This is a genomic window from Kocuria sp. HSID16901 (genome assembly GCF_003989425.1).
GTDB classification, from domain to species: Bacteria; Actinomycetota; Actinomycetes; order Actinomycetales; family Micrococcaceae; genus Rothia; species Rothia massiliensis.
On the sequence record NZ_RBLM01000006.1, the window covers coordinates 94,998 to 116,165 of the forward strand.

Annotated in this window: 16 protein-coding genes; 3 read left to right on the forward strand and 13 right to left on the reverse strand. The window is 61.4% G+C overall.

Features of this window, described 5'->3' with window-relative positions; genetic code table 11:
* Positions 1–20: 20 nt before the first annotated feature.
* From D8M21_RS08970 to D8M21_RS09000, 7 genes are read right to left on the reverse strand one after another with little or no spacing between them, the layout of a single operon-like run.
* Complete coding sequence (locus D8M21_RS08970) at positions 21–1,490, reverse strand: NAD-dependent succinate-semialdehyde dehydrogenase (RefSeq protein WP_238651241.1); 1,470 nt, start codon at positions 1,488–1,490, stop codon at positions 21–23.
* Positions 1,487–2,791, reverse strand: a complete 1,305-nt coding sequence (locus D8M21_RS08975) for an aminotransferase family protein (RefSeq protein WP_082156797.1) — start codon at positions 2,789–2,791, stop codon at positions 1,487–1,489. The genes D8M21_RS08970 and D8M21_RS08975 overlap by 4 nt, the downstream gene beginning before the upstream one ends.
* 28 nt (positions 2,792–2,819) lie before the next feature.
* Positions 2,820–3,575, reverse strand: coding sequence for an SDR family NAD(P)-dependent oxidoreductase (locus tag D8M21_RS08980; protein ID WP_048681573.1), 756 nt, complete (start codon positions 3,573–3,575; stop codon positions 2,820–2,822).
* 3 nt (positions 3,576–3,578) lie between these two features.
* Positions 3,579–5,051, reverse strand: coding sequence for an MFS transporter (locus tag D8M21_RS08985; protein ID WP_065424288.1), 1,473 nt, complete (start codon positions 5,049–5,051; stop codon positions 3,579–3,581).
* A gap of 48 nt (positions 5,052–5,099) precedes the next feature.
* Entirely contained in the window at positions 5,100–6,332 is a 1,233-nt protein-coding gene (locus D8M21_RS08990; RefSeq protein WP_048681575.1) for a M20 family metallopeptidase, read from the reverse strand.
* Between the two features lie 2 nt (positions 6,333–6,334).
* The gene (locus D8M21_RS08995; RefSeq protein ID WP_126855818.1) at positions 6,335–7,561 is read right to left on the reverse strand and encodes an aminotransferase-like domain-containing protein; all 1,227 of its coding nucleotides are present in this window, start codon (positions 7,559–7,561) and stop codon (positions 6,335–6,337) included.
* A gap of 2 nt (positions 7,562–7,563) precedes the next feature.
* Positions 7,564–8,778, reverse strand: a complete 1,215-nt coding sequence (locus D8M21_RS09000; RefSeq protein ID WP_082156798.1) for a M24 family metallopeptidase — start codon at positions 8,776–8,778, stop codon at positions 7,564–7,566.
* 148 nt (positions 8,779–8,926) lie between these two features.
* Here D8M21_RS09000 and D8M21_RS09005 point away from each other — a divergent pair, with 148 nt between their 5' ends.
* The gene (locus D8M21_RS09005; RefSeq protein WP_048681581.1) at positions 8,927–9,835 is read left to right on the forward strand and encodes a LysR family transcriptional regulator; all 909 of its coding nucleotides are present in this window, start codon (positions 8,927–8,929) and stop codon (positions 9,833–9,835) included.
* Here the strand turns inward: D8M21_RS09005 and D8M21_RS09010 are convergent.
* Positions 9,828–10,958: a zinc-binding dehydrogenase gene (locus D8M21_RS09010; RefSeq protein ID WP_048681691.1), complete on the reverse strand. Its 1,131-nt coding sequence runs from the start codon at positions 10,956–10,958 to the stop codon at positions 9,828–9,830. The two genes, D8M21_RS09005 and D8M21_RS09010, sit on opposite strands and share 8 nt — an antisense overlap.
* Positions 10,959–11,146: 188 nt before the next feature.
* Between D8M21_RS09010 and D8M21_RS09015 the strand changes: the two genes are divergently transcribed.
* Both D8M21_RS09015 and D8M21_RS09020 read left to right on the forward strand, forming a co-directional pair.
* Positions 11,147–12,904, forward strand: coding sequence for an ABC transporter ATP-binding protein (locus D8M21_RS09015; RefSeq protein ID WP_048681583.1), 1,758 nt, complete (start codon positions 11,147–11,149; stop codon positions 12,902–12,904).
* On the forward strand, positions 12,901–14,826 hold the full coding sequence (locus D8M21_RS09020; RefSeq protein ID WP_048681586.1) for an ABC transporter ATP-binding protein: 1,926 nt from the start codon (positions 12,901–12,903) through the stop codon (positions 14,824–14,826). The genes D8M21_RS09015 and D8M21_RS09020 overlap by 4 nt, the downstream gene beginning before the upstream one ends.
* A gap of 134 nt (positions 14,827–14,960) precedes the next feature.
* On the opposite strand, the gene D8M21_RS09025 is transcribed toward D8M21_RS09020, so the two are convergent.
* The 5 genes from D8M21_RS09025 to D8M21_RS09045 all read right to left on the reverse strand — a co-directional run bounded on the left by D8M21_RS09025 (position 14,961) and on the right by D8M21_RS09045 (position 21,151).
* On the reverse strand, positions 14,961–16,406 hold the full coding sequence (locus D8M21_RS09025; protein WP_048681589.1) for a sugar porter family MFS transporter: 1,446 nt from the start codon (positions 16,404–16,406) through the stop codon (positions 14,961–14,963).
* Between the two features lie 79 nt (positions 16,407–16,485).
* Positions 16,486–17,364 (reverse strand): sugar phosphate isomerase/epimerase family protein, encoded by an 879-nt coding sequence (locus D8M21_RS09030; protein ID WP_048681592.1) that lies wholly within the window; start codon positions 17,362–17,364, stop codon positions 16,486–16,488.
* Positions 17,365–17,564: 200 nt separating this feature from the next.
* Positions 17,565–18,542 (reverse strand): Gfo/Idh/MocA family protein, encoded by a 978-nt coding sequence (locus D8M21_RS09035; protein WP_048681595.1) that lies wholly within the window; start codon positions 18,540–18,542, stop codon positions 17,565–17,567.
* Positions 18,543–18,587: 45 nt separating this feature from the next.
* Positions 18,588–19,514 carry a sugar phosphate isomerase/epimerase family protein gene (locus D8M21_RS09040; RefSeq protein ID WP_048681598.1) on the reverse strand — a complete coding sequence of 309 codons (927 nt, stop codon included), beginning with the start codon at positions 19,512–19,514 and terminating at the stop codon, positions 18,588–18,590.
* Positions 19,515–19,645: 131 nt separating this feature from the next.
* Positions 19,646–21,151, reverse strand: a complete 1,506-nt coding sequence (locus D8M21_RS09045; RefSeq protein ID WP_048681600.1) for a CoA-acylating methylmalonate-semialdehyde dehydrogenase — start codon at positions 21,149–21,151, stop codon at positions 19,646–19,648.
* Between the last annotated feature and the right edge of the window lie 17 nt (positions 21,152–21,168).

Here is a 21,168-nt window from a genome sequence, read left to right on the forward strand (position 1 = left end):
TTCGTTCCGTAGGGTTCGGCCTACCTGGCCGCAATGTTGTAAAAACGAATGTTCTGATATTCCTCGAGTCCTTCGGAGCCGCCTTCCCGGCCCAACCCGGATTGTTTGACCCCGCCGAAGGGTGCCGCAGCATTCGACGGCACGCCCTGGTTGATGCCGACCAGCCCGCATTGGATGGCGTCCGATACCCGGAAGGCACGATCCAGACTTTCCGTAAACACGTAACCGGCGAGACCAAACTCGGTGTCGTTGGCTCGCTGGATCGCCTCTTCTTCGGTCGTGAATCGTTGGATCGCGGCAATGGGTCCAAAAATCTCTGAACCAGATATCGCGGAGTCCGGACGTACATGGTCCAGCAGGGTCGCGCTGAAGAAGCTCCCGTCCCCTTCGGGCGCGTTCCCGCCTTCAAGGAGTTCGGCTCCTTCAGAGATGGCACCGGCCACGATCGCTTCCATATCCGTCACGGCCTGAGAGCTGACCAGTGGACCGAGGTGGGCACCCTCTGAGAGGCCATGTCCCATTCGAACCGAGGCGATCTTCTGCCTGAAGGCCGCCACGAAGTCGTCCGCAATGCCGTCTTGCACATAGATCCTGTTGGCCGCGATGCACGACTGCCCGCCATTGCGCATCTTCGCTGCGAACACTCCATCCACCGCTCGGTCCAGGTCTGCGTCGTCGAACACCAAAAGCGGTGCATTTCCGCCCAGCTCCATCGAGGTTCGTAGCACTCGTTCCGAGGCCAGGCCCAGAAGAGTCCGGCCGACCTCGGTCGACCCGGTAAAGGAGACCTTCCGGGCGTGAGGGTCACGCAGGGCGGTTTCGCTCATGGTCCGCGAGCTCGACGTCGTGATGACGTGAACCAAGTCCGCCGGAACACCGGCCTCGCGAGCAAGCTGCACCGCGAAGTACGTGGTGAGGGGCGTGGCGGTGGCAGGCTTGATGACCACGGAGCATCCCGCAGCGAGCGCCGGCGCGATTTTTCGGGTCGCCATCGCCAACGGGAAGTTCCACGGCGTGATCAGCACGGCGAGTCCCACTGGGCTACGCCGAGTCACGATGCGCGAACCGCCGTCGGGTGCCTCTTGGAAGTTGCCTCCGGCGCGCACCGCTTCTTCCGCGTACCACCGCACAAAATCGCTGCCGTACTTCACCTCACCCTTGGCCTCGGCCAGGGTCTTGCCCATCTCCCGAGTGATGAGCAGGGCGAGGTCCTCGGAGTGCTCGACCAGGAGCTCCCACCACCGATGCAAAATATTGGACCGTTCGCGAGGAGTCGTTCGGGCCCACGACGCCCCGGCGCGATCGGCCGAGGCCATCATCGAGGTGATCCCGTCCCGCCCCACATCTGGGACGTGAGCGATGACCTCGGCCGTGCCTGGGTCAGTCACCTCGATGCCTTCGTTCGGTAAGCCCAGCCGGCCCACGACGTCGTCGGCCCGGCGCAGAGCATCGGCGTCTGCGGTGAGTATCGATTTTTGCCGGTTGCTCACGATGTCGCCTCCTCGGTGATCGCCTCGCTCATCGCGGCGAAATAGTCCTTCAGTTCCTGCTCGGTGACGATGAACGGAGGGCTGACCTGGAGGGTGTTGCCCCGCAGCGGGCGGGAAATGAACCCTTTGTCGATCATGCGGTCGCAGACCTTTTCCGCGGCCACCCCTTCCCGCAGAGTCACGCCACCCAGGAGCCCCGCATGCCGGACCTCGGCGACGTCGTCGTGCTGCTGAGCGAGCTCCTCGAGATCCGCCGCGAAGATAGGCTCGAGCTCGCGCACGCGGTCGACGAGGTGCTCCTCGCGAAGGATGTCGAGGTGCTTTATGGCAACCGCCGACGCCGTTGCGTGACCCGCATACGTGGAACCGTGGCGGAAAATCGGGGCGTCATCGGAATCTTCGAAGAACGGCTCCCAGACACGACGGCTCACAAAGATCCCGCCCAGCGGTGCATAACCCGAGGTCACGCCTTTGGCGAAGGTCACCAGGTCCGGTTGTAACCCATAGCGTTCCGCGGCAAACATGGTGCCCACACGGCCGAATCCGGTGATGACCTCGTCCAGAATCAACAGAATCTCGTGTTCCCGACACAGCTCCTGGATGGTCTCGAGGTAACCCTCGCTCGGCGGATTCACCCCGCCGGTACCCTGGACGGGTTCGGTCACGATCGCCGCAATATTCTCCGGACCGATCTCGGCAACGGCGCGACGCACCTGCTCCGGATCATTGAAGGACACCCGTGAGGTCTCGGGCACCAAGGAATCGGTTCCGTAACCCTCGCGGTTAAACTCAAGGCCCGCGATGCTCGTTCCGTACGCGTGGAGTCCGTGATACGCGAACTCACGGCTCAAAATGATCTGTTTCTCGTGGCGTCCCTCGCGCTGCCAATGCCGCCGAGCCAGCTTGCACGCGACGTCGATCGCGTCCGACCCTCCGCTGTTCAGGATGATCTTCGGATCCGGAATCGGAGAGATTTCGGCGAGCTTTTCCGCGAGCTGCGCCGCCTGATCGTTCGTGAACCGCGCGAACGTATGGTAGGTCTCCAGGTTCATCATCTGGTCGTACGCCGCCTGCGCGAGCTCGGGCCGGCTATGGCCAATATTGGCGTGCCACAGGCCTGCGGTCCCGTCGAAGAGCCGACGTCCATCCTCGGTCTCAATGTACGATCCTTCGGCTTTGCTGATGACGAGCTGGCGCCCGTACACCTGGCTCGCGCGCGCTTGGGCCGGCCACAGCGCCGATCCCTGAGCGATTTTCGTGGTGGGGTTCGCGGTCGATGTGTTCTCTGCGGTGGTCGTCATGATGTTCTCCTTTCGTCATCCGCGGTCATTACTGAGCGAGATATCCGCCTTCGACCGGGATGGTGGTTCCTGTGATGTACTCGGCGCCCGGGCTCGCGAGGTACGAGACCGCGGCGGCGACGTCGGAGGGCAATGCGATGCGGCCCAAAGGGATCTTGCTCGCAACCTCCCGTTCGGTGGCTTCGGGATCTTCCTGTTCGGAAACCCAAGTGTCGTACAACGGCGTCTTAGCCATGCCCGGGGCCACCGCGTTAACCCGAATATTGTGGGGAGCCAGTTCGACGGCACCCGCGGTGGTGAGCGACTGAATCGCGCCTTTACCAGCGCTGTAGAGGCTCATCGTGGGGACCCCGATCATCGCGAGCCTCGAGGTGATGTTGATGATCGCTCCGCCGTCGCCCTGATCGCGCATGACTCGTCCGGCGGCTTGCAGCGCGAAGATCGTGCCGAAGACATTGGTCGCGTAGTTCTCCCGAATCTGCTCTTCGGAGACTTCCAAGATCGGCCCTACCAGGTCCACCCCGGCGTTATTGACCAGAACATCCAAGCGGCCGCCCGTACGCACCGTTTCGTCAATGAGGTTCTGGACACTCGCCGAATCAGACAGGTCCGCCTGGATCCAGAACGCCTCAGGCCCGAGTTCCTCCGCCACCGCTTCCCCTCGAGAGGAATTACGGCCGCTCACGATGACGCGGAACCCATCCGCCACGAGCCGTCGCGCAATCTCCACGCCGATTCCGGAGTTCGCCCCGGTGACCAGGGCGACTTGTGGTTGCTGCGTCATGTTTTACCGTCCTTTCGTCGTGGTGTGTGCCGTTCCGTCGTCCTCGACGGTCGGGACCGAACCGGTCTTGGTTCCAATCAGTTCCTCACCGCGTGCCAGCCTCAGATCGTCGTCGCTGCCCGGGACCACGTTGCCGCGCAAGGAGCGGCCCGCCGTCTCGCGGAAGGTCAGCACCGAGATCAAACCAATCACTCCGGCGACGGCCAGATACCATCCCGGCATCAGGACGTTGCCGGTCTTGTCGATGAGCAGCTCGTTGAACATCCCCGCGGTTCCACCGAAGAGCGCGGTCGAAATGTTGTATCCGACCGCGAACCCCGAATACCGCACTTTGGTGGGAAACAGTGCCGGGAGAGTCGCCGAAATGGTGGAAATCAGCATGACCAAGAACAGACCAAGGATCCCGATGCCCAACAGTTGCGACCAGAAGGTTGCGCGCTGGATCAGCATCATCGCGGGGACGGAAAGGAGGATGAATCCCACCGACGCCGCGATCAGAATGGGGCGGCGTCCGATCTTGTCACTCAACGCGCCGAACGGAACGATCACCGCGATCATGACGAGCTGAATCACCACCAACGAGAAGTTCGCCTCGGCCGTGCTGTGGCCCAAGGTCGCCGAGAGGTAGCTGGGCATGTAGGTCAGCACCAGATAAAACGCGACGTTCAGCAGGGTCACGAACCCGATGAGCTTGAAGATCTGCGAAGGGTAAGACTTCAGCAGGTTGCCCAAGGCCTTGAGCGCCGAGGGATGGTCGACGGCCTCTTCGACGTCTTCGGTGAAAGCGGCCGGGTCGTGCAAGTGACGCCGCATCCACAACGCCAAGACGCCCATGAACGCCGTCAGGATGAACGGGAGCCGCCACCAACCGGCCATCATGCCGTCTTCACCCACGATCATGGTCAACACGGTGCACAGAATCGCCGCCGCACTAAACCCCACGAGTGTTCCGAATTCGAGGAAGCATCCGTAGATTCCACGACGGTTATCCGGGGCGTGTTCCGCCATGAACACCGCGGCGCCGGCGTATTCGCCACCCGCCGAGAAACCCTGAATCGCACGCAACACAATCAACAAGATGGGGGCGATGAAGCCTGCCGTCCCATATGTGGGCAACAGGCCGATGCACGCCGTGGAACCGCTGATCAGCACGATCGTGATGACCAAGACTCGCTGCCGCCCAAAGCGATCCCCGAGCGGACCAAAGATGAAACCACCGAGCGGCCGGACGAGGAAGGAAACCGCGAAGGTTCCCAACGCTAGGACACGGGCGAGGGTTTGGTTTCCGGCGTCGAACGTAAAGAACAACTGGGAGATGTAGACGAGGAGATAGCCGTAAATGCCGTAATCGAACCACTCGATCGCGTTGCCGACGGCAGATCCGGCCACGGATTTCCGAGCCGTCTTCTTCTCGTCGATGCTCATGTCGATCTCGGAGGTGATCGGTGGGGGTTCATACACAGGAGCGTGGGACATGGGTCCTCCCGAGGTGCGGGGCGGTGATTCCGCCCGTTGATATGGTGTTTAGCCGCGCAGACGGTCCGTGCAGCGAAGGGCAAGTAGTGCGTACGTCTTGGAAGCCATCAGAAGTTCGGAAATCTCGACCTGTTCGTCGGGTTGATGAGCTTGGTTGTTCACGTCCCCCGGGCCGAGAACCACGGTCGGAATGCCGTGCACCTGAGACATGAATCCGCCCTCACAGGCGGCCGACCAGGTGCCCGTGCGGCCCAAACCGCCCGCACTGCGAACGGCCTCTCGACACGTCAGGACGAACGGATCCGCTGGGTCGGTCTTGAATCCCGGCATCACCATCTCGACGGCGCCCGTCAACGAGAGCCGTCCCGACCGGGCGCGATCCGCGGAGTGAACGGCCTTGGTGGCCGAGGCGAGCAGGGACGAAAGAATCTGTTCGGGATCCTCACCGGGCAGGGTGCGGCGGTCGATGGCGAGTTCGCACCGATCGGCGACGATCGAGGTTCCATGGCCGCCGGAAATCATGCCCACATTCCAGCTGGCACGCCCCAATAGTGGATCGGGCGTCTCGCGAAGAGCACGGTCGTCGGTCTCGATCACCCGGAGAACCTCGCCAGCGGCCAGGATCGCGCTCGCGCCGTCGTCCGGGTTTCCCGCGTGGGCGCTCGCCCCCGAGATGTTGACCCGGAGGTTGGTGGCTCCGCGGCAGGCCGTGATGATCTCCATCCCGGTCGGTTCCGCGGCGACGCACCCGAGGTATTCGCCGTCGGGCTTCGAGGCCACGTATCGGCGGGCCCCTGCGGCGTCGCATTCCTCGTCCACCGTCACCAACAAGGTCATGGGCACTTCAGGGCACGCCCGGTGCACCGCGGACATCGCCACGATGACGGCTGCGAGGCCGCCTTTCATATCGACGGCTCCGCGACCGATGAGCCGCCCGTCCACGTGCCGGGGTTCGAAGGGATCCCCGGTCCAACCGGCCCCGGCGGGGACGACGTCGCTGTGGCCCAAAAACATGATGCCCCCAGTTCCTGTGCCATCACCGCCGAGATGAGCGATGACGTTGGCCCGTCCAGGCATCACTTCGTCGTGCTCCACGCGGGCGCCGATTGCGGTGAGCGCCCCGGTTAGGGAGGACACGGTCGCGCTCTCGGCCTCCCCCGGGTTTTCGCCGCGGGCACGAATCAGCTCGTCGGCGAGCGCAAGAATCCAGTCTGCGTCGATGCGTTCGAGGACCCAGTCCTCCGTGGTGGCCGCGGTCGGCGACGGATAGGTCTGTGTCATGGCTAGGCTCCCGAGTTTTTCTCGACGTATTCGTCCAGTGCTGTGCCGAGCCGCTCGACGCCTTCCCGAATGCGTTCCGGTGACGACGTCGCGAAGCACAAACGCAGGGCGTGACGCTGCGAGGCCGAATTCGTAAAGGCCGGGCCAGGGATATAGGCGACTCCGTGCCGCAAGGCCAGCGGGAACAGATCCTCGGCGTCGACACTCGCGTATTTCCCGGTGAGGTCCACCCACAGGAAGAATCCCCCGTCCGGGTTGGTGGTTACGACGTCGTCGCCGAACCGCTCGTCGAGGGCCCGGATCATGGCGTCCTTGCGCTGCTGATATACCGAGCGCAACCAGGACACGTGGGCGTCGAGTCCACCTTCTGCCAGGTAGTCCGCGATCATCTTCTGCATCGGCACGCTCGTGCAGGTGTCCATCGCAGGTTTCGCGTTGACCGCGATCTCGCGCAGGCTCGGGTCGAGGTCCATCCATCCGACACGAAGTCCTGGAGCGAGAATCTTGGAGAAGGTCCGGACTTGGATCACCCTCGGGTTGTGAGGACTGAGTTCGAGGAAACCGGGGACCTGTTCACCCTCAAAACGCAGGAGTCCGTACGGGTCGTCGTCGACGATGTACGCGTCCCATTCTTCGGCCAGTTCGAGGAGCTGTTCGCGCCGTTCGCGGGAAAGGGTCGTGCCACTTGGGTTCTGGAAATTCGGGATCGTGTAGATGGCTTTGGGCCGTTTCCCGGAGGCTGCCACCAACTCAGGTAAGGCCTCGACCACGAGCCCGTTCTCATCCATCGGCGCCTCGAGAATATTCGCTTGGTAGCTGAGGGCGGTGCCGATTCCGTTGGTGTATGTCGGGCATTCGACGACGACGGTGTCGCCCGGGTCGACGAGCATCTTGAAGGCGATGTCGAGCCCTTGCATTCCGCCGGTCGTGACGACGATGCGGTCGGCGCTGGAGCGATGGCCCTGGCTGGTTTGGATGTCGAGAATCTGCTCGATGAGGGCGTCCTCGCCCTCACTCGCCCCATAGCCGAAACGACCGTCCGCTGAGTTGCCCAAGAGTCGGCCGAACTCTTCGGTCGGAATCAGCTCGTCGTTGGGAGCGCCCATCGCAAATTTGACGATGTCGTGAGTCTGGCTCGCGAGCAACGCCGTCGAGGCATCGATCACCGAGCCGTTGAGCTCCGCGGCGCGCTGAGCGAGCTGTCGGTGAGAAATCGTGGGGGTCGTCATGCCTACCTCCTGGAGTCGAGGGAGATCAGTCCGCGCGGGACCGAACTGAAAGTTTCGTGGCCGTGGTCGGTCACGCGGATGGATTCGGAGACCTCAAATCCCATACCGCGCAGCCACATGCCAGCAATCAGGTGAAACGTCATGTTGGTTCGCAGGGTGGTGGGGTCTTCGGCTCGAATGCTCACGGTCCGCTCGCCCCAATCCGGCGGGTATCCGACGCCGATCGAATACCCGAGGCGCGAATTCTTGCGGTATCCGTGACGCCCGAGCACGTCCGTGAAAGCTTTGGCGACCTCCGACGTCTGAACGCCGTCGCGAAGAGTGTCCAAGGCCGCCTCGAGGGCCTCGACCGTAACCTTCGAGAGGCGGTCGAGGTCGGGGTCGGGCTTGCCGATAATCGCCGTCCGAGCCAGGGGAGCGTGGTATCGGCGATGTGCGCCGGCGAGTTCCACGGATATCGGGACGCCGCTCGGCGTCGGAACATCCGCCCACGTCAGGTGGGGAGTATCGGCACCTGCTCCCATGGGGAAGAGCGGGACGATCGAGGTGTAGTCGCCATCGATCCCGTGGCTACCCCGGGCCTGAGCGGCCATGACGTCGGCGGCCACGTCATTCTGGGGACGATCCAGGGTAAACCCGTCCAAGGCGGCTTCCATGGCACCCTGGCAGACGACGCCTGCCTTGCGCATGTAGTCGATTTCGACGTCTGACTTCACAAGCCTGACCCACCCGACAAGATGCCGGGAGTCCTCAAACTCCCATTCGGGCAACCCGGCCTCGAGGGAACGGAAGGTCCTGACCGTGAAAAAGGCTGTGTCGCCTTCGTACCCGACCCGGCGGGAGGTGCCATAACCGAGATCGCGGATGGCCTGTGCCATCCAATCACCGGGATGCACCTCGTCCTGGTCGATATACCGCTCCGGGTAGGCCAGGATTCGGTCCTGCGGAATCACGGCAATGGTCCGGTGTGCCCCGTGCGCGTCCATCTCGCGGGCGATGAAGTACATCGGCCCGTCCACGGGCAGGAAGAGAATCTGCGGCATGTAGAAGGACCAGGCGTCATAGCCGGTCAGGTAGTACATGTTGGCAGGATCCGAGATGATGAGCGCGTCGAGTCCGCGCTTCGCCGCTAGGGCCCGGACGGCTTCGAGCCGGGCGTCGTATTCCTGTGCGGAAAACGGGGCTTCCCTCGTACCGTCGATGTTTTGCCTAGACAATTCCCCTCCTTCACGCGCTCTGTGAGTCACGTCTCGATCGCTGATGAATCGATGCTATTCGTGTCCCACCAGGGGAAACAGAAGGGAAGACTTGCTCTAGGGGTTAAGTTGTACTTAAAGCTGGCAACATCGGACATAAGGAGTCGCCATGCTCAACGTTCACCGCCTGATTCTGTTGCGGGAACTCGATTCTCGCGGCAGCCTCTCGGCCGTCGCCCGAGACCACGACGTCAGCCCGGCCGCCGTCTCCCAGCACCTCTCTGGCCTCGAGAAGGACGTCGGCATCGCCCTCACGGAACGGGTGGGGCGGCGCATCCTCCTGACCCCCTCAGGGAAAAAATTGGCTCGCCGGGCGGATCAGATCGTGGAAATTCTCGAGGCCGCGGAAGCAGAGCTCGACGACGGCCGGACTCGCATCCACGGCACCGTGCGCCTCTCCTCGTTCGGCTCCTTCGCGGTCTCGTATTTCGCGGACATCCTCCACCGCATGAAGAGCTCCCACCCGGACGTCACGGTCGAGTTCAACCTCCTCGAGCCCGAGGCCGCGGTATCCAGCTTGTTGGGCCGTCGCACCGACGTCGCCATCACGGATGAGTTCTCTGGCCGCCCGCAACCCGTCGACACCGAGATGAATTCGGTGCACCTCTTTCGCGATCGCATCGTGGCATATTCTCCGTGGCCCGTCGCGAGCCTGGAGGACCTGCGCGAACTTCCGTGGGTCTTCGAGACCTCCGGCACCACAGCTTCCGACTGGGCCAAAGGAATGTGCCGACGCGCGGGATTTGAACCGAAGGTCTCCTACGAATCGTCGGATTTACGTTTCCACCACGACCTCGTGCAGGCGGGAATGGCTGCCGCGTTCTTGCCGGACATGGTCTTCGACAACGGAGTTAATCCGCTAGACCGACCCCCTCACCCCATCACCTGGCCCGAGGCGATGGCCACCGAACTGTATCGGGACCTCTACGCGCTGACCAGGCGTGGAGCCCGGCTTCGTCCCGCGACCGCCGCTTTACTCAACCACACGGTCGAGGCGACCCGGGCGGCGATCACATGACGACGATCGCTCGGCCGGTAATCTCGCCACGGTTGAGGGCTTGGTTGGCGGCATCGACGTCGTCCAGAGAGTACTTCCTCGTCACCGCCTCTTTGACGCGGTAACCGCCGTCGCTGGCAAGTTGCGCCACTGCGGGGAGATCGATGCGGGTCACCGCACCAAAGGATCCCGTGATGGTCTGACCTCGGCGCACGAGCGGCGAAATTTCCACCTCACCCGTCACGCCGCCCGGGGCAATTCCGATGGCCACCATCCGACCGCCCTCACGCAAGAGCGACGCGGCCTGGGTGAAGGTTTCCGGGCGCCCGAGGGCTTCGAAGGCCACGTGGACCCCTTTACCGTCTGTCAGTTCGAGGACGGCTTCGCGAACGTCCCGGTCCGTCGAGTTGACCGTCGCATCGGCCCCGAGGCCGCGGGCCGCCTCAAGCTTTTCGTCGGCGACGTCGATCGCGATCACGGTCTCGGCTCCCTGATACTTGGCCACCTGGATCAGGCTCGAGCCGACGCCACCCACCGCGACCACAGCGACCGTCTCACCTTCGGCCAACCCGGATTTCCGCACCGCGCCGTACGCGGTGAATGCGGCGCACCCGAGGATCGCGCCTTCTTCGGCCGGAACGTTCTCGGGGCGGGATGCAAGAGCGGACATCGGCACGACGGCGTATTCAGCCATTCCCGCCATCGAATACATGGACAACCGCTCGCCCTGTGCACCCGTCAGTCGTGACGTGCCGTCGAAAAGATTTCCCTTGAGCCGGTTTTCCGCAAAGAATTTTTCACACAGGTCATCTCGGCCTGCACGGCACTGCTCACACTGGGTACACGGCATGATGAAGGCACCTATGACCTGCGTCCCCACCTCGATTGAGCCGTCCGAACGTGTCCCCTCCCCGATGGAGACGACCTCACCACTGATCTCATGCCCCACCACTGCCGGGGCTGGGAAGGCCACCTCCCCCTTGAGAACGTGCAAATCCGTGTGGCAGACACCGCAGGCGGTGATTTTTACAAGTGCCTCGTCGGCTTGTGGAGTCGGTACGGGAATGGTCTCGACGGTCAATCGCGATGATTCACCGCCCCATACGGCGGCACGCATTTTCTGGGGAATAGTGGCATGAGTCATATCTCGATACTTCATGTCTCATCTCATGGATGCAACCTGTCATCCATCAATTCACCCTTGATGAGATTCCTCAGAAGAAAATGAAGATATTTCAACTCTTGACCGGGCCAAGAAATGCTGGTCTCCTGGAACCACGCTGTGTTTCGACCCCGAACACGATCATCTAGCCCCAGGACCCCAGGTGGCCCATGCTCTTTACAGTGCTTCGACATTTTTCAAAACCTTATCGACGTCACATCGTTATTGTCGTGCTCCTCCAGCTCATTTCGATGTTGGCCATCCTGTACTTACCAAGTCTTAACGCGCGCATCATTGACGACGGCGTGGCCACGGGTGATACCGACTTCATCTGGCGCACGGGCGGGCTCATGCTCCTCGTAGCGCTCGCCCAGATTATTTCGGCCATCGTGGCGGTGTACTTCGGGGCAAAAACCGCAATGGCTATAGGCCGGGACCTCCGAGCTGCCGTGTATGCCTCCGTGGACAGATTCGGCACCCAGGAAATCTCCGAATACGGTGCGCCGACCCTCATCACCCGTGGAACCAACGACGTCCAACAAGTGCAGATGTTGGTCGTCATGGTCATGAATTTCATGGTCACGCTGCCGTTGATGGTGATCGGCGGGATCATCATGTCCCTTCAGGAAGACGTCGGCTTGTCCTGGCTTGTGGTGGTGGCCGCTCCACTCGTCGTCGGCATCATGTCGGTCCTCGTTCGCAAGCTGATCCCTCAGTTCACGGTCATGCAAGACAAGGTCGATGCCGTCAACGGCGTGCTTCGCGAACAGATCATGGGCATTCGCGTCATCCGAGCCTTCGTGCGAGAACCCTTTGAAACGCAACGGTTTGACGTAGCCAACCGCGAGATCACCGACATCTCCGTGAAGATCGGACGCATCTTCGTTCTCATGGGGCCCATTCTGACGATCCTGCTTCACGGAGCCGAAGTCGCCGTTCTCTGGTTTGGTGGGCACCGGGTCGACGCCGGACACATGGAGGTTGGTTCCCTGACCGCGTTCCTCCAGTACCTCATGCAGATCTTGCTGGCCGTCATGATGGGTTCGTTCGCGGCCATGATGTTTCCACGAGCCATGATCTGTGCTCGTCGCATCGGACAGGTGCTCGAAACCGTACCCGCCGTTCATCCCGCTGATCGGACCGTTATTCCCGACCGGTGTCACGGCGTCGTCGAGTTTCGCGATGTCGAGTTCCACTATCCCGGTGCGGACGACCCCGTGCTCTCAGGCATCAGTTTCCGTGCCGAACCAGGAACTACCACGGCCATCATCGGGTCCACCGGCTCCGGCAAGACGACGGCTGTGCACCTCATCCCGCGCCTACACGACGTCACGCGCGGAGAAGTTCTCCTCGACGGTGTGAATGTTCGAGACCTGGCCGCGGCCGATATCACCCAACGTGTGGCAATCGTGCCTCAAAAGCCGTATCTGTTCTCGGGCACCGTCGGTTCCAACCTGCGCTTCGGCAACCCAGAGGCAACCGACGAGGAGCTGTGGGACGCCCTTCGCATCTCGCAGGCCGAAGATTTCGTTCGGCATCGGAATACCGGCAGCGAGGAAAATCCCGCGAGGGGGTTGGAATCCGAGATCGCGCAAGGAGGCACGAACGTTTCCGGAGGCCAGCGTCAACGCCTCTGTATCGCCCGCGCCGTCGCATCACGGCCGGTGATTTACCTTTTCGACGATTCCTTCTCCGCCCTGGATGTCTCGACCGATGCTCGCCTGCGGAGCGCTCTAGCACCCGCCACACGAGACGCGACCGTGATTGTCGTGGCACAACGCGTCTCGACCGTGACTGGGGCCGATCAGATCCTCGTTCTCGATGCCGGCCGCATCGTCGCACGGGGTACCCACGACGAGTTACTGGCCAGCTCGGAAACCTATCAAGAAATCGTCGAATCCCAGCTCTCGGCGGAGGAAGCCTCATGAGTGAGTTTCCCGAAGGCGCTCAGCCTGGACCCGCCAAAGCCTTCTGGCCCACGACCCTCAGAATCATCCGGGAATTGGGCCGCCGCCCAGGGCACGTGGTCATCATGACGGTGTTGCTTGTCGCATCGGTGGCGTTGAACGTTATCGCGCCACGGGTTCTGGGCCACGGTATCGACCTCATTTTCGCCGGAATCATCGGGGCGCAGATGCCCGCCGACGCCAGCCCCGACGCCGTGATCGCCGGCATGCGGGCCAAAGGCGACCACCAGATGGCAGACATGTTAACGGGCGTGCATTTCGTCCCCGGTCACGGCATCGATTTCGGTGAGCTTGGGGCATCGTTGTTACTCGTGCTGAGCATGTACGTCCTCTCAGGGTTGTTCTTCTGGATTCAGGAACGCATGCTCAACGACCTCGTGATGCACGTGGTCTACGACATGCGCTCCCGGGTCGAAGATAAACTCAACGCTCTGCCGCTCAGCTACTTCGACACTCACACACGTGGCGACATGCTGTCCCGTACCACCAACGACGTCGACAACGTTCAGCAGGCGCTACAACAAGCGCTGGCGGCCCTGGTTCATGCGATCCTCATGGTCGTGGGCGTGGCCGTGATGATGTTCGTGCTCTCGTGGCAGTTGGCTTTGGTCGCGCTCCTGGCTATCCCCATCTCGGCTGTGGTGGTTGGCGCGATCGGTCAACGCAGTCAGAAGCTTTTCGCTGCGCAGTGGAAGTCCACCGGTGAACTGAACGGGCATATCGAGGAATCTTTCACGGGGCACGACCTCGTATCGGTGTACGGACGCTCAGACGACATGACCCGGACCTTCCGGGAGCACAACGAACGCGTGTTTGAGGCGTCTTTTCGCGCTCAGTTTCTTTCGGGCACGATCATGCCCATCATGCAGTTTGTCTCCTACCTCGGGTATGTGGGCATTGCCGTCTTGGGAGGGCTCAAGGTCGCCAGCGGACAGCTCAGCCTTGGCGGCGCAACCGCGTTCATCCAGTACTCCCGCGAATTCAATCAGCCGCTCGGCGAAATCGCGGGAATGGCCAATATGCTGCAGTCCGGCGTCGCCAGTGCGGAACGCGTCTACGAACTGTTGGATGAGCCTGAGCAGTTGCCGGATTCCCCCTCGGATCATGAAAAGGCTTCCTCCGGAAAGCGAGCCGCTGGGCGCATCGAGTTTTCCAGCGTGAATTTCTCCTACACGCCTGAAACCCCGCTCATTAAGGACCTGAGTCTTCTCGCCACGCCAGGGCAAACGGTGGCGATTGTCGGACCCACGGGCGCAGGCAAAACCACGCTGGTCAACCTCATGATGCGGTTCTACGAGATCGACTCTGGTTCGCTCACCCTTGACGGGACGGATGTTCGAAACATGAGCCGTCGCCAACTTCGCTCGGCCACCGGAATAGTGCTTCAGGACGCGGTCCTCTTCGAGGGAACCATCCGGGAAAATATTCGGTATGGGCGTTTGGACGCGTCCGATGACGAAGTGCTCGAGGCGGCCAAAGCCACGTACGTGGATCGATTCGTCCATGCCTTACCGGAAGGCTACGAGACGGTGATCGATCAAGAGGGTGGCACTGTTTCTGCGGGTGAACGCCAGCTCATCACAATTGCTAGGGCCTTCATCGCGAACCCTTCCGTCCTGATTCTGGACGAGGCCACGTCCTCCGTGGACACTCGCACCGAGGTGTTGGTGCAAAAGGCGATGTCTGCACTTCGAGCTTCCCGAACGTCCTTTGTGATCGCCCATCGGCTCTCAACCATTCGTGACGCCGACACGATCCTCGTGATGAACGACGGCCAGATCGTGGAACAAGGTCATCACACGGAGCTCATGTCCCGCCGCGGCGCTTACTACGAGCTGTATAAGGCGCAATTCGCCATGGCAGATCCCGTGGACGAGGACTAGCCCGACTTCGCGAATCCCGGTTGCTGAGCCACACGCAAACGGGGCCGCTCGCGACGTGCGAGCGGCCCCGTTCATATCCTCAGCGATACCCCCAAGAATGGCCGGCTGAAGAGACCATCCTGCGCGTCGCTGCGTTACTTCTTGCGTCCAACCTGGAAGATCGCACCGGTGGTGACATCTTCTTCGACCGACTCGAGGGTGCGGCCTCGAGTTTCGGGGAGGAACCGGTACATAACCAGGACGGCGATGGCGTTGATGACGGCGAATCCGAAGAAGGATCCGGTCAGGCCAACCGCGTTAAGCACCACCGGGAACATGTAGCTCACGAAGGCGTTGGCGATCCACAGGCAGAACACGGTGAAGCCCATTCCGACCGCACGCATGTGAAGCGGGAAGATTTCGGAGAGCAGCACCCAGGTGGCCACGTTGAGGAAGGTCTGCATCGATCCCACGAACCCGACCACCAGGATCAGGATGATGAAGGGTCGAATGGCGCTGTCCTCGGGAATCGTCATGGACGCAATGCCGATCAACACGTGGAAGATGGTCACGAGCGAGTAGCCGGTGATGATCGTGGTGCGCCGGTTGACCTTTTCCATCATCCACAATGCGATGAACGCACCGATCACGGCGATCACACCCGGCGCGATGTTAGCGATCAACGCGGCGTTCGCGGCGAAGCCGGACTGCTCCAGAACGATCGAACCGTAGTACATGATCGAGTTGATGCCCGTGAACTGCTGGAATACCGCGACCGCAACACCCACCAAGAGGATGCGCAACAGCCACTTATTCTTGAAAACGGCCGACAGACCGGACTCATGCTTTTTCTCTTCGAGCTTGTTGACCTGCTCGACGTCCTCGATCTCGGCGATCGCGCGCTCCTCGGAGCGGATCGTCTTGAGGACCGTGAGGGCTTCGTCGCGACGACCTTGGGTGATCAACCAGCGCGGCGATTCAGGCATCCGCAACATTCCGATGAACAGGAAGATCGCGGGAAGAGCACACACGGCCAGCATGATGCGCCAGACGTGGTCCAGGTGACCCAGAGTGTTTCCGAGAATAGCGTTGACCACGAACGCGGCCAACTGGCCGACGACGATCATCATTTCATTCCGGCCCGAGAGCGAGCCTCGGATTTCGAATGGTGCCAGCTCGGCGAGGAACACGGGAACCACAGCGGAGGCGCCGCCCACGGCAAGGCCCAGCAAGAAACGACCCACGAGCAACGTGAACAGCTCAGGTGCAAAGACGCACACCAGCGTGCCCAAGAAGAAAAGTACGGCCAACAGAAGAATGGTCTTTCGGCGGCCCCACGCGTCGGAGAGCTTTCCAATGCTCACCGCGCCGACGGCAGCGCCAACCAGCAAGGTACTCGTAACGAGACCCTGGGTATCAGCGGTCAAGCCGAGAGTCTCGCTCATCGGCTCCAGCGCACCATTGATCACGCCAGTGTCGTAACCGAACAACAGACCACCGAAGGTCGCGACCAAGGCGACGACGCCCAATCGCTTCTTGTGGGGCCCATCGGTCAGGGGAGGGAGAGACGTCGAAGGTCTCTCCGGTGTGACGGCGCTCATGATGACTCCTTTATCAACAGGCGAGGGACATCCAATCCCACGCTCAATGAACTACAGGTGATGGGTGGTGGGGTCTTCTTTAACCCCGGCGAACCGCTTCAACCCTCTTCCTCATCGTGTCGAGTTGATAGCGGGAAACTTTGGCGGCGTCTTCATTCTCTGCGAAAACGCTCGAAACCATGACGGTCTCCTCGGAATCCAAGAATCCGATCTCATTCAGTCCCCCAAAGAATTCCTCCCAGTTGACGTCGCCATCACCGATCTTTAGGTGCTGGTGGACGCGCGCGGGACTCCCGGGAGGATTGGTGATGTACCTGAGGCCATTGGATCGATGGTGATCCATGGTATCCGCAACGTGGACGACTCTGAGTCGGTCGCCTGCAGCTCGCATGATGTCGAGCGGTTCATCTTCCATATGAAAGGTGTGGCAAGCAACGTAAACCATTCCAAGATTCTTGGAGTTCACCCCGCGGATTACCCGCCATGCCTCGAGCCCCTGCTCGACAAAATCGTCAGGGTGGGGGTCGATGGCGACATGGAGGTCCTCTCGCTCGATGATCGGGAGCAGTTCCTCCATCGAGCGGTAAAAAGCACGTTCGGATTCTTCGGCAAGTTCCGGCCTTCCGGAGAACTCCGTATTGAGCTGTTGCACCCCGAGGTCCACGGCGATCTGGATGATGCGTTTCCAGTGCCGCACCGCCGCCTCGCGAGCGTCCGGATCGGGGGATGACCAACGCATAACCGGCAAGACCGACGCGATCTCCACGTCAGCGTCGCGGCAGGCCTTCGCCAACTGCGCGACCAGTTCGTCGTCGGCCTTGGGGTGGCGAAAGAAGGGGATGAAATCCGGATGGGGAGTCATCTGGAGATAGTCGTACCCCAGATCTTTGACCACCCGCGGGAATTCAAGAAGCGAATGTGTGGAATGGAAAGGTGTGGGATCTAGAGCGTATTTCACAGAGTCTCCCTACTCAGTTGGTGGAGCACACGTCCAGTCATGTGATTTGCATCGCAATGGAAAGTTGGTCTGAAAATGGGGCCTGCCGGTTTCCCGAACAGGCCCCGATTCAGGGGCGCTTCCCTATTTGTCCTATCATATGCACAAATATGGGTCTTGCCTATAGGGATTTCAAATTTTTTGCCGTTTCTGCGAATGGCCTACCGGTACAAGTCGGGCTTCTCGTTCAGCACCACGTCGACTGACGTTCCGGGGTTCTCGATGGCACGCAATCCGGCCTCGCAACACGCAGCTGCCGCGTAGCCGTCCCATGCATCGGGGCCATTCAATTCGCCACTCAGGCAGTCATCAATCCATTCCTGCACCTCGGTGTCGTAGGCATCGACGAACCGTTCCTCGAACCCAGGGGTTACGTGGTCGACGCCCTCTTGGAGATGATTTTTTTCGAAGGTGGCTCTCGTCGATACCGCGTATCCGTATCCGGCAGTGACGTGGGTGTTGACCGAGACCCTGACACCGCCTTCGGTATCCGCGAGAACCTGCGCCGGATCCACCAAGCCTTCTTTAGCAGCACTGGAGTTTTTACCCGTGCGGACCTGAACCGTGGTGATTTCTTCCCCGGTCAGGTACCGCACGACGTCGAACTCGTGGACCACGGTGTCATCAATCAAATTGCGACCCGTGTAGGAATCCGGGACGTTTGGGTTGATGTGCTCGCAGTCCAGCGCCAATAGTTCGCCGTGTTCACCCGACTGGACGGCCGACCGGATGCGACGGTAGCCCTCGTCGAACCGGCGCATGAAGCCCACCTGGACCAGCTTGCGGCCCATTGCCGCCTCGGCTTCCACGATGCGCCACGCCGACTCGGAATCGGGCGTCAGCGGCTTTTCGCAAAAGACCTTGAACCCCCGGCTGAGCGCTGGCAAGAGCACCTGTTCATGAAGGAAACCTGGCGTCGCCACCATCACGGCATCGACGTTTCCGGAGTCGAGAGCCTCCGTAAAGTCGGTGTAGACCCGAGCTCCTTCAATTCCTTCCAGGGCGGCTTCGGCCTTGGGCTGGTCGATGTCAATCACCGCCGTGACACGCACGTTCTTCATGCGGTCACGCAGACGAATAATGTGGTCGGAACCCATGCGGCCGGCTCCGACGACGGCAACTTTCAATGGTTGTGTCATGGTCAGGCTTCCTTTCAGCGCTGCAGTCGTGACAGTAAGTGGAGGTTAGGCGACCGTGGTGCGCGAACCGCAGCCCAACAGGTATTTGCAGGTGCGGGTCGCAATCGGCAACGGAACATCGAAGTCCTGGAGCGGGTACATGTCTTGTTCCACGATGCCGAAGAGGGGACGGCCCAGTGCCTCGGCGGCTTCGATGACCGCTCGAAGGTCGGGCAAGCCCTGGGGCGGCTCACACATGACACCGCTCGCCGTGGCGTCCTTGAAGGTCATGTCTTCGGCTCGAACACGCGCCAAGATATCCGGATGCACCTGCTTCAGATGCAGGTATCCGATGCGTTCGGGATACTTCTCGATGAGTTCAACCGACGACGCACCGCCGTACTCAGCGTGTCCCGTGTCGAGGCACAGCGTCACGAGCTTGGGGTCGGTGCGGGCCAAGAACTTCTCGATCTGTTCCATCGTTTCGACGTGGGAATCGGCATGCGAGTGGAATTGCTGGAACAGGCCAAATTCGCTCTGGAGACGCTCACCCAGCTTGTTGTGACCCGTCGCGAGAGACTCCCACTGTTCGTCGGTGAGGGTACGGTCTTCGAGGGCCTTGCCTGTCTTATCGTCACGCCACAGCGCCGGGATGACGACGACGTGCTTTCCACCCATTTCAGCGGTCAATTCAGCGACACGACGAGCGGGTTCCCAAGCCTCGTCCCATTGGTCGGCCCCTCGGTGGAACGCCGTGAAAACCGTGCCGGCACTGATCTGCAAGTCCCGGTCCTTCAGCTCTTTGGCCAAGGTTTGCGGATCGGTCGGGAGGTATCCATAAGGCCCGAGCTCAATCCAGCGGTAGCCGGCTTCCACGACTTCGTCGAGGAAGCGCTGCCAAGGGGTCTGCTGTTCGTCGTCAGGAAACCACACGCCCCAGGAATCCGGGGCAGTGCCGATGATGAGGTTTGAGTCGTGAGTAGTATCGGCCATTGTGGGACTCGCTTTCGCCGTTGAAAGAGTTATGTAGAAATTTGGGATGCTCGGGCGTCATCACGTGGACGGCGCCCGAGCTTTGGGTGCGGCCGTCACCGGCCGCGGGCCCGGGGCAAGACCCCGGTTCGTTAGTCGTCCGAGCTGGAGGGGAAGTTGAAGGACGCTCCCGAGACAGCCTTCGGCTCGGGCCAACGCTGAGTGACGACCTTGCCGCGGGTGTAGAACTTCACTCCATCCGGTCCGTAAATGTGGAGGTCGCCGAACAGCGAGTTCTTCCAACCACCGAAGGAGTGCCAAGCCACCGGCACCGGCAGCGGAACGTTCACACCGATCATGCCGACGCGTACCTTGCGCTGGAAGGTCCGAGCCACGGCGCCGTTGGACGTGAATACGGCAGTGCCGTTGCCATACGGGTTGGCGTTGATGATCTCGATGGCCTCTTCCAGCGACTCAGCGCGGATGACGACGAGGACAGGCCCGAAGATTTCCTCCTCGTAGGCGCTCATCTCCATCTTGACCTTGTCGATAATGGTCGGGCCAACAAAGAAGCCCTTCTCGTGATCCTTGACGATCACGTCGCGACCATCGAGCACCAACGCTGCACCCGCATCCTGAGCCTCGCCCACAATTTTGGTGATGCGCTCCTTGGCAGCCGATGTAATGACGGGCCCCATATCCGCCTGGGGATCGGTGCCTTCGGTGACCTTGATGCCCTGGGCGAGTTCCTTGACGCGAGAGACCACTTCGTCGGCGGCGTCTCCGACGGCCACGGCCACCGAAATGGCCATGCACCGCTGACCTGCCGACCCAAAGGCGGCGGCGTTGAGGTGCTCCGCAGCCAGCGTCATATCCGCGTCCGGCATGATCACGGCGTGGTTCTTGGCTCCGCCAAGAGCCTGAACGCGCTTGCCGTTCTGGGTTCCGGTCTCGTAAACGTACTTGGCGATGGGCGTGGAACCGACGAACGAGATGGCGTCGACATCCGGGTGGGTCAGCAACCCATCCACCATTTCCTTGTCACCGTGCAACACGTTGAAGACGCCATCGGGAAGACCGGCTTCCTTCCAGAGCTTGGCCAACAGCAATGAAGCGGAGGGATCCCGCTCGGAGGGCTTCAAAATGAAGGCGTTGCCCGTGGCGATTGCGACCGGAGCCATCCACAACGGAACCATGACGGGGAAGTTGAACGGGGTAATACCGGCGACGACGCCCAGCGGCTGGCGGAACGAAAAGACGTCGAACCCGGTGGAAACCTGGTCCGAGTACTCGCCCTTCAGATGTTCGGAAATTCCACATGCGAATTCGATGACCTCAAGGCCTCGAGCCACCTCTCCGGCGGCGTCGGACAGGACCTTGCCGTGCTCCGCGGTGATGATGCGCGCCAGATCGTCCGTGTGGGCGTGGACAAGCTCGCGGAACTTGAACAGGATGGCGCTCTTCTTGGCGAGGGAAAGGTCCGCCCAGGATTCGCTGGCCTTTTTAGCTGCGGCGACGGCCGCTTGCAGATCATCCTGGCCACCCAAATGCAGGGTGCCCGTCACATCGCCCGTGGCGGGGTTAAAAACCTCTTGACGGCGTTCACCGGAGCCTGGTGTCTCTTGTCCGTTGATGAAGTGCTGGATGCTCGTGGTCACTTTTTCTTCTCCTCACG